The following is a 14,846-nucleotide window of genomic DNA, read 5'->3' on the forward strand; positions in this document are numbered from 1 at the left end:
ACTAATCTCTCTTAGTATAACCGAAACTTAAATTTTTAGAAATTAATGCAAGAAAACTTTTGTTCAGCAGTCGCCATTATACTTGGTGATTGGAAGTCAATACGATGATGAAACTTAACGTCGTCATGTAGCCTAAAGTTCTCGCCCCCACAAATATCAACGATAGAATTTAGCGCCATTTCAAATGCTTCAAGCTCAGCATTCTTACTTGCTAGTATATTAGCGACTCGTGAATGAGTGTGAAAGTACAGGGACTTTCCCTTAGCAGTGAAAATATCTTGTGCAAAAGTATTTAATGATAAGACCGCACAGGCCATTATAATGATAGATTTCATTCTTCCCTCCATTTTGTTGATCTAATAATGATCAAAACTTATAGATAAGAAAAATAAGCATTAAGTGATTATGTAATAAGATTATTTTATGCCTAACTATCTCTCAAAATAGATGCAGTATCTTAGATTCCCAGTAAAGTTTCGATACTTAGACACGAGATACTCATCAGCTCCTCTATAAACAGTTTTCTTTCCATCGTTGTGAGAGATACTAAGCTCTGAATCAAGATTAAGCTCATTAAATGAATCCTCATACTTGTCTAGAAGCTCAAACCTTGTCATGGAATCGAGGTAGTTTTCATAATTAGAAACTACTGTTAAGAGCTCATATGATTTACTTTTTTTTATATAGAGAATGCTACCTAATTTCTCATTAACTGAATCTGGCTGATAACAGCGGCCATTCCAAACTCTGCCTTGAATCTCATTAAGTATTTGTGGACTGCTCAGGGAACTTCCCTAGCCTATGAATGAAATTATGAGTCCCCAAAGAATAGGTTCTCTGTCTTTAATGTATTCTAGATAATATAAAACGATAAGCAGCGGAATTGTCGGAGCAACTAGAGCGGCATGTATTTTTCCAATAAAAGTTTGCGTATACTTATATTCCATAGACTCCTCTAGATGAGAAAGCGGATAAAGACAATAATTAGAACTATAACAAGTAGCCACAGCTCCCAAATATTGAAAATTAATTCAAACATATCTTTTTTAAATTCTTCTTTTGATTCTGGTCCGAATCTGAACTCACCGTCTTTCATAATGGTATTTTATCATAGATTCAAACAGTCTAAGTTTCTGAAATCAAAGCATAATCCAAATTCGATCCTAAGCACTCTTGCCCAATCTCTCATTGAGCACTAACATATTACCTAGGTGATTTTTCACGCCTCCCCCCTTCAAAGGGAAAGCACTAGAGTGCAGAATGAATCGATTTTCTACATCTAACCTTTAATAAGGCTAGGACATAAGAAGGGATTGTTTTTACGGCCAAGTTGGAGGTTTCAGATGAAATTATCATCACCTATTTTCGTTTTAAAAAGTCATGCCAAAAAGTTGAAGAAAGAGCAAGGCATTACCATGTCCGAAGCGCTAGACCAAATTGCACACAAAGAAGGCTTCTCTTCTTGGTCACTACTGATGTCCAAGTCCCAAGAACTCTTTCCACAAAAGTATAGCGACGTCTTAGACTACTTAAACAATGGCGACCTTATTCTCATTGGAGCAAGACCGGGCATGGGAAAAACAAGTTTTGCCCTTGGCCTCTTCGTTCAGGCCATCAATGCCAATCGCACTAAAAGCTTCTGCTTTACACTGGCCCACACTCACAAAGAATATGCTGCCCGTATTGGAACTTATGACCAAAGCATTGGCGAAAATAATGATCGCTTTGAACTCAACTACTCCGATGATATCAGCGCCGACTACATCATCAAGAAAACAAAAGAAAAGATCGCTCCTGGCTCACTTATCATAGTGGACTATCTACAACTCCTCGATGAAAAGCGAACCAATCCACCTCTACAAACTCAGGCGGAGAAGCTTAAAACTTATGCAAAAGAAACTGGTGCAATCATAATCTTCATATCGCAAATCGTTCGTGATGTTGAAAACCGAATCGACAAACGCCCAACTGTGGACGATATACGTCTTCCTAACCCACTCGATCTAAGCTTAATAAATAAGATTATTCTTCTTTATCGACTCAAGCGTGATTCAAAAATTGTTGACGTAACTTTCTCTGGAAAGAAGGATCATTGTTTACAAGTTGGATGGGATGGATCTGAAGTTCGTTTTTTTGATTTGTAATTGAGAAGAAGCTGTGTGCTTTAAATTTGCGTTATGCAAAGATAAAGCACATGGAATATATTTACTGGAATTCACAAATATCATACTTGAGTTGAGTGCATGTCTTACCTCTTGCACGCCTAACCCTTTTAATCTTTGTTCTAATTAAGTCTTTATATATTTCGTTTGTCTCTTCTTTATACAAAATATTCAAATAATCTAGCATCGTCATTTTTCTGCCACGTGTGTCTTCAATGATCCAATTAACGTCATAACCTGCATCGAGTAGTGCTTTAATATCGTCATCATGGCCCTTATATAGAACAAAATAAATAAAGGACCTACCATAACAATTGATACTAGTTCCGTATTCACGAAGAAAATAGTAAGAGCTTTTACTTGGAATTTTACTTGAGTACTTCTTTATAAAACCTAAAGTTGTAGCACCACTATTCATATTCATAACAACTTCACATAAAACTTTAGTTTCATCATAGTCTAAAATAGACTCATTATTTGAACTTACATATTCAAAATCAGAGGCAATCACTCTCGTTGAGCAAAGCGTGAGTAGCGATACTAAAATAAAGAAGTAATTTCTCATATGAACTCCTAACAACTTTAATCTAGTCGGCCTCAAAAGCAACAGGCTTAATTACAACTTTTTCAAACCTTGGGACTACTACAGTGTCTAGTAATAGATCTCTAAGTTCATCATTAGTAAAAGCTTCTGCATCACTTCTTACTTCATGAAAACCAGCTACAGAATTTTCTTCTCTGTTTTTAAAGCAGTTAAGATATGTCTTACCTGATTTGCTTAGATCGATTTTCACGCTATATTCTAGGATATTAAATGAGATTACCATTGTTGAAGTCATTGTATCTTTAAAAACTTCATTAAGTTGTTGCGATACTTTATGAATATTTAGCTTACTTCCTGTGCTTATGACTCTATCTGTTTTGTCATTTTTAGTGTAATGCAATCTACAAAATGTTGAGTTATCTCCTGCGATGACCTTTGAGCTTGTTCCCGCTTTTAACGTAATATTACGCTCAAATGTAAATGCCTTTCCAGTTGGTACTACGTTTTTAAGGGGCTTATATGACGTTCTAGCTACATCATTTGTCCCTGCAAATGCTGAAGTAGACATAAGTAAGATAGTGGCTAATAACATTTTTTTCATAAGATACTCCCTTTAGATAGTTTGTTTTTCAGTTCATAAATTCATTTTTGTAAATAAAAAGTATCATAATATCTAAATGTGTTTAGGAATAAGCTGAAATACATGAACTATTTATCTGTAAAACATTTAGACAAAAGCTATTAATTTCAGACACTTAGATTAAAAGAGAGATTTAAAAGTGTTATGAAAAGATAAAGCGCATGAAAGCTTATTTAAGGGAGCTTTTTATCGTGGCGTTGATCCAATCCAGATGCCTTGCAAGCGGAACGGCATAGAATGTCTTCAAAACATCATCACACTGAGGTGCGAGAACAAAGTATCCTCTTAGATTACGATAATTTCTCTCGATGAAGTACTTTAAGTTTTCTGTTCCCCCACTAACGAGAGCATGCAATTGATATTCACCAGAAGCAGTAACTGAAAAGATCGGTGCTCCACTATCCCCAGGACAAACTTTATTATCCTCAGCTGGAAGATATGAATTCGCCGGGCGATTTTTGAAATTCTTCTTTAATTTTACTTCAGACAAATACCATGGGGCCACGCCGCCTTGGCCATTTGAAAGTTGAGAAAGAAGCATCAAGGGTGCACTTGAATCATTCGAAATTAAAAATTTCTTATTCAGCTCTAAGGGAGCTTTTTTGAAATAATCAATAGATTCAGAAGGTACACGTTTTAAGAAAATAAGAGCAAGATCATATGTCTTCTTCTTTTTACTATTGTACTTTGGATGAATGACAATATTCTTAACTGGAATCCAGTCAGCAGATAGATTTCTCCCATCATAGAGCTTCATATGAAATAAGAATTCATTTGCTCCACCGACTACACAATGGGCCGCCGTAATTGCAACATCGTCTTCTAATAAAACGGCCTTACAGCCATTTACTGTACCAACTCGCATGAATTGATAATCATAAACCTCTTCTCCACCAAGAGAGGCATATGTGTTTAGGGATAAAAGAACTAGTCCTAACAATAGCTTTTTCATAATACTTTCCAATTATTTGCGATGAGATAGATTTAACACACTAATAATATTCACACGTCAAACAAATATAATCGTGAAAGATTTATATGTTACACGGCCCATTATTTCTCCTATGCCAAAGGAACCATTTTGGTGTATTAAGTGAGCTATGAGTTTTACTGATCACCTGGTCCTCGCCCCCATTCGCGGCGTGACCAACTATGTTTATCGCAATGCCTTGGAGCAGACCTTTTCTGGCGCTGACAGTGCCATCGCTCCCTATATTGTGACGAAAGAATCAAACGAACTCAATCAACGTCAGCTTCATGATGTTCTGCCCGAAAAAAACCTTCTACCTACCACTGCTCAAATCCTCACAAAGGAAATTGATCAATTCCTCTATGTGGCCAATATCTATAAAGAATTTGGCGTTAAGAAGGTTAATTTAAATATGGGATGCCCTTACCCAATGGTGGCCAATAGAAAGAAAGGCTCAGGTCTACTCCTTCATCCCCAAAAAGTAGAAAAGCTTTTAACGGGAATAAAAGAAAAATGTCCCATCGAATTTACGGTTAAGATTCGCCTTGGGCGTGAGGATGTCTCAGAAATTAAAGAGATCATTCCCATGATTAATAAATTAGAAATTAATGATTTCACAATCCATGCTCGCTACGGAAAACAGATTTATGTAGGCGGCGTGGATCTTGATGCCTTTGAAGAGTGTTTGCCTCTTTTAAATACACCTCCTTGTTATAACGGAGACATAAATACAGTCGAAGACTTCAAGGCCTATAAGGCAAGATTCCCCCAGATTAATCGCTGGATGGTGGGACGCGCGGGCCTTTCAAATCCAGCGCTCATGGCCCAAATCAAAGGTTCTAAATTTAACGAACAAACCTATCTGGCAAAATTCATTGAAATGCATAAGCTTATGACTGAAGAATACCTATCGATGGATAATGCTAAATCAGACTACCTACAAAAGATGCGTGGCCATTGGCTTTACTTCAAAGATATCTTTGAAAACGAACACAAGGTTTACAAGAAAGTGAAGAAGGCTAAATCCATCGAGCATTATAATGACGTTGTTGAATGGATCTTAGAGCAGGATCTTAATCCTGATTTTTTAGATTAGTTCAAAAAAGAACTATCATCAGCATCCCTGTATTTTAAATATTAATTTCACATTGATCGAATTATATAAATGAAGTCCCCGCTTTCTTTGCTTCCAATGAAGGAAGCCTCTTTCTGAAGGAGCGAAACGGAGTGAGAGAAAGACAACGATTTGTCTTTCGGTTCACGACGGGAGGACTTCATAAGGGTGATTACCTTGATCATACTTATTTTAGAACTCGTAGTTCTAATTTTAAGTTGGTCAAAGTGATCTTTGGGGACAGTGTTAGCAGCACTGTCCCACCTTATGAATTTTAGCATGATTATATTTAAAATTTCAGCTTAATTTTTTCAGGTACGCGGATACTTTTCGCAAAACCAATCACTTGCTTGCTCCTATGACTATAATCTAGAGCGATTTTATTACAATCTTCATTCAAATGAAGCTTTTAGCTGAGTTATTCGGCCCTTTCCTCTGAGTTATTGGCCAATTATATAATTCTTAACTAAAAAAATGTTCTAACTTGCTGAAAGTGCAAAAGGTGTCCGCGTACCGGATTCAAAGAAGCTCAAAGCTTCAGGAGGTACGATTTTAATTTCTTCATAAGTATCATGATTGATAATTTCAAAACATGAATCGGGGTCTGTCTCTAGTCCGAACTCATACTCTGCTCTATTCATATCAAAGATTACCAAGTCTAATTCTTTTAAGCTTAAAACTGGAATCTTAAAGAATTTTACCGACTTATTAATATCAGGAAATACTGACTTTAAAGCTTGAAATACTAAAGAAGGGTGTATGGATGAACAATGAAGCACCTCTCCTCTGCGACAGTTCAACTTAGGTATATTCTTAAGTGGAAGGTTTTACGTTTAGGATGATCATCATATTTTTTTATTTCCGATTCATAAACATGCGGCATTTTCTCTTTTAGATCAAAGAGTGGATGCAGCCACTGACCTTCAAAATCAACTGGTACCCCGTGATATATAAATGAAGCCATATAATCCCTCTCTTCTAAATCAAACTCTTAACAAGTAATAGGCACGGATTATGCTCATCCCATAGAGTTGGAAAAACTTCGAGTTTCTTAAAACCTAGGACCTCATAGAAGAGCCTCGTCTTCTTATAATACTCATCTTCACTTGAACTATCGACAGTCTTCACTTGTAGAAATTCAAATTTCTTTTGCGCCATAACTTTTTCAGCTTCGGCGACAAGCATTTGCCCTATGCCCTTGCGATGATAGCTTGAAAGAATTCCCATGACATAAATTTCACAACTAAATTCACTATGTTCTTTGATACTTAAGAAGCCTATTGCCTCATCACTTTCATAAGCAACAAGCATGGCCATTTCTTTAGACTTATTTACATATTCAACAATCGCCTCTTCAATTCCAAACCACTTTGGAAGTGAGCGCAGGATTGTGTTGCAGATTTCAGGGTTTCCGCTTTCTAAGAATTTGATTTCCATAAATAGATTATAACTCAAATCCTATAATTGTCACAAAACAGTCTAGCCCCTGGTTACTAGAAACCTGTTTTAAAGTTTATCAGCTATTAACTTAGCTGTTTCATTTAACTTGTCTCTTGATGACTCATCAGGATCAGTGCCTGAAAAGCCCATTCGATGACCGTCTCCTGTGAACCTTGGTGCTATGTGAAGATGAGAATGTGGAACTTCTTGGCCAGCAATTTCTCCATCAGAAAGAAAAAGGTTCGCTCCCTCGCAAGGTATGTCAGACTTCTCTATGGCCTTTAGAATATTTTGAGCTACTTTAAACATTTCACCGACCATATCGCTATTCACTGTAGAAAATCTCTCGTGGTGCTCGTTAGGGATAACCAGTACATGCCCTTTATTAATCGGATTAAGGTCCATGAATGCCGTGACCTTCTCACTCTTGTAAACAAAGCTAGCATCAGCCTCACCATTTAGGATTTTACAAAATATACAATTATTCATTACGACTCCAATAGATTAATTAACAGCAAAGGCTTTTTTTATATATTCAGATAGAATAATTCTTTCCACCATCAAAACAAGCATCCAGACGGCTAGTATTAAGCCAATAAAAAATGCTAAACGACTACGCCTTCTAAAAAACCTCGAAATTAAATATGCTAATCTGAAAAACAAAAAACCGAAAGAGAAAGTATGCTGATAGTGAAAACGTTGATTGAGAAGCTTTATTACACTTGCTGTTTCTCTATTATACTCCTTTTCATTCTCAGCTTTTAAGTATTCGATTATTGCATTTTTCTGCGTTTCAATTAAGTCACCCGACATTTCACGATGCGCCTGACTTAGAAGATCAAAAGCTACCTTTTCCTCAGGTGTGAACTTCTTATCCATGTGTATAAGCGATCGCGCTAACTCTAATGTAGCGCCTCGATGATAAAAATTATCAATTGTTTTAAAAACTGAAAGATAGCTTCGCTTAGGATTTGTTATCTCACCTATTAATTCACGTGCTACTTCTTCACTAAAATGAGACTTGATAAACTTTGTTAGAAAGCGAATTTCGTACGGATGAATGTCGTCATCAACGCTTGCTAGACTCAAAAGGACTTTAATTTGTTTTGCTCTTTCTATCTCGTTCATAAGAATATTATCATACAAATAAAAAACATTTCAACAATATTAAATGATGTTAAAATAAGTCATGAATCAAAAAATCGCCTTTCTTCTAATTCTATTCGCTTTAGGGTTATATAGTTTTTACTATTGCCCAAATGACCTAGAGATTGGCCATTACAATCGTAAATATAATGATGGCAAAAGAACTCTTAAGATAGCACACGTTTCAGACCTCCATACTAAGGGCCTAGGAACAATCGAAAAGAAAGTAATTTCAGCTCTACAAAAAGAAAAACCTGACATAATAGTTATCACAGGAGACTTAGCGACGCCTGATGGAACATATGAAGGTTACCTTGAAGTCCTAAGAAAAATGAAAGCCCCTCAAGGAGTCTATTTTGTCCAAGGCAATTGGGATATATGGGAAGAACTCCCAAACAAAGAAAAATTATTCCAAAAAGCAGGTATTATCGACCTCACGAGTTCAATGAAACAAATAGACAAAGATTTAAACTTGATTGGATTTGATGACCTAATTGGAAAACCTGCAACTAAATTATTAAAGAGTGTAGATAGTTCTCTACTAAATATAGCTCTCTTTCATACTCCTGATTTCTTCGACACAATTCCCAACTCAATCCCCCTCTCTCTCGCAGGACATTCACATGGAGGACAAGTAAGAGCTCCATTCTACGGCCCTTTATGGACTCCATATGGAACAGATAACTACGTTTCGGGATGGTATAAAAAGGAAAACAAAGAACTCTTTGTCAGTCGGGGTATTGGCAATTCAATTTTACCGATAAGGTTTAATTGTCGTCCAGAGTTGGCGTTAATTGAGATTCATTATTGATTAAATTCAGAGACTCAACCGACAATTCATATGATTTCATTAATATTTTATAAAAAGATTTGAATCCACTATTAATATGATTTTGAGAGAGTAAGCAAAACTGTTATAATTTACTTAATGTCCGGTCGTTTAATTTTGTAAACAGCTAGCCCCCCTCTGAATTAATAACTCATATAGAAAAAAGAAAAGACATGAATAAAATCATTTTAGACACTAATGTAATTATCAATCATCTTAATTCAATTATAAGTTTATCAAGTGACTACAAAGTATATATACCTGACTTTATTATTACTGAATTGAACTTCATATCTAGGCGTAAGAAAGAGTATAAAAGCATACTTGAACTTGTAGAGAAATTAATTGATGATGAAGTTTTTGTATTATTGAAAAACAAAGAAATAGACGATGAGCTTTTACTCGAACTTGATTTAATCGATAATAATAAAGTAAACACGATTTCTCACTTAGATAAAAAGTTACTATCCTTAGCCAAAAAAAAAGAGAACAAATCGAATAAGATGACTCTTGTTACTGACGATAAAATTCTATTAAACATATCTAAAGTACTAAATATTGATTCAATTAACTTCAATAAATTAAAAAAAGAAAACTCAGATTCAGATTCAGATTCAGTTAAAAACCCTAGCGATGTCTCTAAAAATGCAGAACTATTGGAGCTTGCAGAAGTAGCAAATCGCGACGTTAATAAATCAATTGCAATAAAGATCATTCCTCTTATCTTGGGTTTGTTTGGTATAATTTTAACTTCATTACCATTTCTAAATGATTTTATCTTTCCTGTGTTAACAGAGATAATAAATCAATTATCTACCATTTACTTAAAGTCATTAAAGATGGGAATTATCGGTTGGCTAGTAAACCTTATATTTGCATTACTATTCCCATTCTTATTATTTTACGTTAGAAGTAAATACCGTTTATACTATGGTGTTTTTGAACTCCTATTGGGAATAATTATCACAACTGGTTTTTTACATCAAACTGACGGAAATCAAGCAAAGAACAATATCTTAATCTTGGTAAAAATTATTTCCGGTATCTATTTTGCGATCAGAGGCATGGATAATATAGACAAAGCCATCCTTGAAGAAAATGTGCCAAAGCTAACTACTATCTGGAAAAATTTGTTCCATAGTTAACACAGGCAACGACATGATTTTTGGTTACTGGTGCCATTTCATTGACCTTGCGTGAAGAAAAAGCGCCTGGATCCTATTATACGGAAAGTGTCCGCGTCCCCTAAATTAAAATTATCATAATGCAATTGTTTTTGTAATATCCCTTGTAACCCCTATGTTTTTCTCAAAAAAGATATCCCAGATATCTAAACATTTCTCCCTAAGAAGCGAATTTTTTTCGGCCTGATCATATAGGCGTACAATAAGAGCAACAAATATTTTCTGTTCAAATCTATATTCATATTGCATAGATTCAATATCAAACCCCTTTAACAGACTTTCACTTGCTGTTAAAATAAGCTCACCAAAATCAACAATATTACCTTTATAATTACTAATACATCTAAACAATGCCATGTTTCCATCCTTAAAAGCTTTTGACTCAACATACTTCATTGCAACAGTAATATTATCTTTATTATTTAAAAAATTATCATCAAAAAATATACCACTTACGATTCTCCTTACTTCTTTATCGGAATCATCAAAATAACTACATAATAAGTCTCTTGCTTCGATCGCAAAGCTTTCATTACTAGAGAAATTCTTTAGGGCCCTGGCAACCCCTTTTCGTAAACTAGGCTCCCCATCTTTTAGAGATAAAATTTTTCCATTGAACATATCACCGTGACAAAAAGTATAATATGCAATCATTTCTGCCGCTAGCTCAACTACCTTAATATGATTAGAGTCGAGCATTTTTACAATTAAATTACATAGTTTCTGATTTCGAGAGCTAATCATATAATTAAAGAAGTTTACAGCTTGACGGGAGCATCCAATACGAAGGTCCTCTTTTGTAATTTGAAGGAACCAATCCAATGATTTATCTCTATCAATATTTAAGACTGGTAAAATTATAGAATGTAATCCAAGAAGTACAGCTGGGTGTTTTTCATTTAACAATGTATCTATTTCATTTTCTACCATGTTGAATAAAGATTTATCTCCCCACAACAATGCACCAACAGCCTCAAGAGCAGCGCCTCTAACAGAGTTAATTGTAGTTGAATACAAGTTATCAGGTGACGAATTATCATATGTTTCGCCATCAACAAGGACACTTAGAGCATTTAACTCTGGATCTCTATGACTCTTTGCCAAATTTAACAAATCTTCAATCATCCATTTTGGCCAGGATTCTTCTGAACGTCTTTTCATTAGCCAGCAATACTGCCTTGCAACTTCTTTATTTTCTGAAAAACATCTATACTTCTTCCAAAACCTCTCAACATCATTAACACTTGCCTTCTCCCAACTTTCTAATTCAACACTTTTATTAACATCCGCACTCATTAAAGACAGAGCAGAAAGCATAGATGAAATATACATGTGGTCAATATCGAGAGGTAACTTGTCAAACACTTCACAAAACCGTCTAGGTTCTTTTTTAGCAGCCCTTTCTAATGAACTAGAAAAAGTACTATGTGATGAAACATAGATATTGCCATTTGATACTTGCGACCATGAAGAATGTGAGTGTTTCTTTGGCGTATCACTGTTCACAATAATTTGATGCCATGATTTATCTTTTATTCTATCTATATTAGGTTCTAGTTTTGAAGAAATAAGCCCCCCTATACCAGCAGAACCATTATAAAAGTCTCTCTCTAACATATAATCAAACTTACGTTTTAACACATTATTCAAGTTTCTAGTTTTAGCACTTATTCTTTTCTCATCTAAAGAAGGTATAAGAAAATACTGAGCCTCACCCAAGATAGGAAAAAAATATCCTTTTCTCGTAAATTTTAATCTATTTTTCACCACGTTTTTATACTCATCTCCATTAGGTAAAAAAGAATACAAGAAAGATTCTAAATCCTTAAAATTTACTAAACTACAATAAGGAGAAAAACGTTTTATTAGATCTGCAGCAAGCATCCACCTTGGTCGATAGTAATGTTTACCAATTGTGAACACACTCTTATTCTCCAGAATCCACTCAATAACAAAGTCTGAATAACTTTCAGGCAAACATAGAAAAACAAGGCAAGCAACAGAATAAAAATCTTTTACATTACTTATATCTTTAGCAATGACTTCGAATAGCAATTTAGGGTTATCCTCTGCTAACTTCTTCAACGCCTCCAAGACAATCAACATCATCAAATTTGAATACTTATCAATGTATGAAAAGTTTGAAAAAGTAGATTTTTCAATATCAAAAGAGTTGTATCCGATATCACCAGCATCATCACAACCCTGTCTAAAAAACACTAAGGCTTCACTATAAAAAAGCTCTAAAGCAAGAACAGGCTCCCTCTTTGCGGCAACAAGTAATTGTGAAAAATCATATTCATGCAAACGTCTATCAATGGTATGATCATTATCTTTTAATTCATTTCCATGATTAATGAACATCTCTTTAATTAAAATTAAAGCATTTCGAGGATTTTCTTCTGCAACTTTCTTCCAACCGATATAATTTACTTTAACACCAGCTTTAATTAGTTGAATTCTAAATTTAAACAGTGCAGGTGAATCTTTTTCAATATTAAAACTTAAACAATTATATGCATCTAAAGCTGTTATTAACTCTTTCTGAAAGGCCATCTTCAAACAAGGTTCAACATGATCAGGTACCCTATCCACGACTGCTCTCAAAACCCACAGAGCATTTTCAACAGACTTCCTAGAGCCAGAACTAAACCAATTATCGATTACCCTCTCTTGAATTAAGAAAACCGTTTTCTTTACATTACCAATCACCACTGTTTTTAAAACATAGTGTATCCAATTCTGATCATTTAACAAACGTACTAATAAACCTTTAGAACTACTATGCTGAAGGTCCTGTACCTGGCCAAAAACCTCAAACACCAAATGTTTAATATGAAAACGAATATCATCAGAAAACAATATTTCACTTACAACACTTACAAATTCTTCCAAATCCTCGTCTATTAACAAAAAAAGCAATATAGATAGCTGTTGCCTCTTAAAAAGAGTTTGATTTTTTTTCTTGCCAAGCCAAACAGCAATACTTTCTCCATTACTAACTTCATTCAAGACCTCCTCTGCGACAAGATAGTCTAAATAGCTCTGATGACAAAACATTACTCTACTAGCCTGACGATACAATACTGAATTAGAAAATAGAGATTCTAATGCTTTAGTAGAAACTTTGCTTAATATCCTTTCGGGTACCGATATTGCACCTTTCTTATCAGCATACTCTATAACTTTATTTAAGATTTCATCTACCTTTAATAAATCAACACCTGAGCTTTCAATAATCGCACGCTTATTACGCCAAAACAATCTCATCAAGTCTGCAGTATTGTTGAATGTTAGACTTTTTTCACTAGATAATTCGAGCCACATATACAGATTACGTGGATTACGTAGTATTCTTATTTGTGCATCAGACAAATAAGAAAATGACTCTCCCACAATATTTGAGACATCATCTTTATCCAAATCTGAAATCTCGATTTTTGCTACTTTAAGACTTCTTTTTCCACCTTCTAACCAGTTCTTCAGTTCAGGGTCGTTTTCGAGATCAAAAGTTCTACAAACTAGAACTACTTTAATATTTCCATTTTCATTTTTATTGTAATTATTTACTTCCTGTATAAGACTCTTACAAACATTAATACTTTCGACATTACTTTCACTCGTCCATCTAAGTGCATCTAATTGGTCCAATATTAATACCGCAGGTTTGTCATTAACATAGCTAGACAGGCAACATACAGGAGAATCAGGTAATCCAAGTTTAAGACCAAAAGCCCGAGTCGATCCCTTAGGGATACAACGATCTAGCCTTATCGGAAGATTCTTTATATTCTCTTTGTCTAAGTATTGAACAAATTGATATAGAACTGCAGATTTACCTCCGCCAGATTCTCCATGGATAATTAAGATATCTGAACCATCAAACTCTTGAATACACGACTGCGTTTCCTTGCGGTCTATTAAGCTATCATTAATTAAATTATCCTCTATAGATGCTTTAAAATCACTCTTTAAACTACCAAAAAGTACACTCAATCTTCTATCTTCAAGATTGTTCTTAGGATAAATTTCGTGTTTTGCGAGATAGTCCAACAGATCATCAGCAAAGATTCTCTTCCCAAGCATTTTTTCACTTATTACATAGTCTCTAAGTACAGATAAAGTTACACCTGGGGTACTTGTAAACATAAATTGAATCTTAACAAGTAAATCATCTTTAGTAGCTTCTGATCCTTGATACTGCTCTATACTAAAACGTCTCAATAAAAAGTATGCTTCATCTTGATCTTTTTCATCTAGTGCATTTAACTTAAGTACTCCACAAAATTTTTCAAATACATCTTTTTTATTTTTTGATTTGAGCACGATTGAATTGTAGTATGCACGAGGATCTTCAGACATTCTTGCATCATCACATAAGTCCTGAAGAAGCGTAAAAGACAATGGACTAATAAGTCGAAACCTCTTACTATTTGTAACTTTTGCATGTTTGGGTATTTTCGATATTACATTCTTCAAGCTTGAAACAGACCAACTTTCATTAGAACCATTACGAGCCTTACACTGCTCAGCGATTAGGCTGCCGTCTCTTTCTTCAACCCAAAGGTCAACTCCTTCCTCTAGTTCACCTATAGCTTCAACTATTATCGATCTCACCTTGGTTTCAGACAGCACATCTAAAAGTCTATTAACGACCCAGAGGCTTTCATAGTTATTACCGAACTTATCAGCTCTCCCACCAGGAGTATAAGCCATTTTAAAACTCCAATACTTCTTTATATATCTTGTGTGTTTATGATAACTTGTCGGTTGCCTTTACTTTTCACAAAGAAAATCTCTTAAGTTTTAATATACAC

At 34.8% G+C, this 14,846-nt stretch carries 15 protein-coding genes; 4 read left to right on the forward strand and 11 right to left on the reverse strand.

The window, feature by feature from the left end; genetic code table 11:
• Positions 1-35 precede the first annotated feature (35 nt).
• The 3 genes from ABMA72_RS05060 to ABMA72_RS05070 all read right to left on the reverse strand — a co-directional run bounded on the left by ABMA72_RS05060 (position 36) and on the right by ABMA72_RS05070 (position 1,096).
• A complete protein-coding gene (locus ABMA72_RS05060; protein WP_392856694.1) occupies positions 36-335 on the reverse strand; it encodes a hypothetical protein in 300 nt (99 codons plus the stop codon).
• A gap of 96 nt (positions 336-431) precedes the next feature.
• Complete coding sequence (locus ABMA72_RS05065; RefSeq protein ID WP_392856696.1) at positions 432-617, reverse strand: hypothetical protein; 186 nt, start codon at positions 615-617, stop codon at positions 432-434.
• Between the two features lie 338 nt (positions 618-955).
• Complete coding sequence (locus ABMA72_RS05070) at positions 956-1,096, reverse strand: hypothetical protein (RefSeq protein WP_393056331.1); 141 nt, start codon at positions 1,094-1,096, stop codon at positions 956-958.
• Positions 1,097-1,343: 247 nt separating this feature from the next.
• Here ABMA72_RS05070 and ABMA72_RS05075 point away from each other — a divergent pair, with 247 nt between their 5' ends.
• Positions 1,344-2,144, forward strand: coding sequence for a DNA helicase (locus ABMA72_RS05075; protein WP_393056333.1), 801 nt, complete (start codon positions 1,344-1,346; stop codon positions 2,142-2,144).
• A 61-nt stretch (positions 2,145-2,205) separates the two neighbouring features.
• On the opposite strand, the gene ABMA72_RS05080 is transcribed toward ABMA72_RS05075, so the two are convergent.
• The 3 genes from ABMA72_RS05080 to ABMA72_RS05090 all read right to left on the reverse strand — a co-directional run bounded on the left by ABMA72_RS05080 (position 2,206) and on the right by ABMA72_RS05090 (position 4,298).
• Positions 2,206-2,727, reverse strand: coding sequence for a hypothetical protein (locus ABMA72_RS05080; RefSeq protein WP_393056334.1), 522 nt, complete (start codon positions 2,725-2,727; stop codon positions 2,206-2,208).
• Positions 2,728-2,749: 22 nt separating this feature from the next.
• Entirely contained in the window at positions 2,750-3,307 is a 558-nt protein-coding gene (locus ABMA72_RS05085; protein WP_393056336.1) for a hypothetical protein, read from the reverse strand.
• A 208-nt stretch (positions 3,308-3,515) separates the two neighbouring features.
• Positions 3,516-4,298: a trypsin-like serine protease gene (locus ABMA72_RS05090; RefSeq protein WP_393056338.1), complete on the reverse strand. Its 783-nt coding sequence runs from the start codon at positions 4,296-4,298 to the stop codon at positions 3,516-3,518.
• A gap of 148 nt (positions 4,299-4,446) precedes the next feature.
• On the opposite strand from ABMA72_RS05090, the gene ABMA72_RS05095 reads away from it, so the two are divergent.
• Positions 4,447-5,412 carry a tRNA-dihydrouridine synthase gene (locus tag ABMA72_RS05095; protein ID WP_393056340.1) on the forward strand — a complete coding sequence of 322 codons (966 nt, stop codon included), beginning with the start codon at positions 4,447-4,449 and terminating at the stop codon, positions 5,410-5,412.
• A 497-nt stretch (positions 5,413-5,909) separates the two neighbouring features.
• Here the strand turns inward: ABMA72_RS05095 and ABMA72_RS05100 are convergent, their stop codons facing one another.
• From ABMA72_RS05100 to ABMA72_RS05115, 4 genes are all read right to left on the reverse strand, one after another.
• Positions 5,910-6,209: a hypothetical protein gene (locus ABMA72_RS05100; RefSeq protein ID WP_393056341.1), complete on the reverse strand. Its 300-nt coding sequence runs from the start codon at positions 6,207-6,209 to the stop codon at positions 5,910-5,912.
• A 199-nt stretch (positions 6,210-6,408) separates the two neighbouring features.
• A complete protein-coding gene (locus ABMA72_RS05105; protein ID WP_393056343.1) occupies positions 6,409-6,867 on the reverse strand; it encodes a GNAT family N-acetyltransferase in 459 nt (152 codons plus the stop codon).
• 69 nt (positions 6,868-6,936) lie between these two features.
• Positions 6,937-7,359 (reverse strand): HIT family protein, encoded by a 423-nt coding sequence (locus tag ABMA72_RS05110; protein WP_393056345.1) that lies wholly within the window; start codon positions 7,357-7,359, stop codon positions 6,937-6,939.
• A 15-nt stretch (positions 7,360-7,374) separates the two neighbouring features.
• Entirely contained in the window at positions 7,375-7,998 is a 624-nt protein-coding gene (locus ABMA72_RS05115; RefSeq protein WP_393056347.1) for a hypothetical protein, read from the reverse strand.
• Between the two features lie 61 nt (positions 7,999-8,059).
• Here ABMA72_RS05115 and ABMA72_RS05120 point away from each other — a divergent pair, with 61 nt between their 5' ends.
• Positions 8,060-8,827, forward strand: a complete 768-nt coding sequence (locus ABMA72_RS05120) for a metallophosphoesterase (protein ID WP_393056349.1) — start codon at positions 8,060-8,062, stop codon at positions 8,825-8,827.
• A 191-nt stretch (positions 8,828-9,018) separates the two neighbouring features.
• Positions 9,019-9,990 carry a PIN domain-containing protein gene (locus ABMA72_RS05125; RefSeq protein WP_393056350.1) on the forward strand — a complete coding sequence of 324 codons (972 nt, stop codon included), beginning with the start codon at positions 9,019-9,021 and terminating at the stop codon, positions 9,988-9,990.
• Positions 9,991-10,104: 114 nt separating this feature from the next.
• On the opposite strand, the gene ABMA72_RS05130 is transcribed toward ABMA72_RS05125, so the two are convergent.
• Positions 10,105-14,745 (reverse strand): hypothetical protein, encoded by a 4,641-nt coding sequence (locus ABMA72_RS05130; RefSeq protein WP_393056352.1) that lies wholly within the window; start codon positions 14,743-14,745, stop codon positions 10,105-10,107.
• Positions 14,746-14,846: the final 101 nt, after the last annotated feature.

Source organism: Halobacteriovorax sp. CON-3, assembly GCF_043196995.1.
GTDB lineage: Bacteria > Bdellovibrionota > Bacteriovoracia > Bacteriovoracales > Bacteriovoracaceae > Halobacteriovorax_A.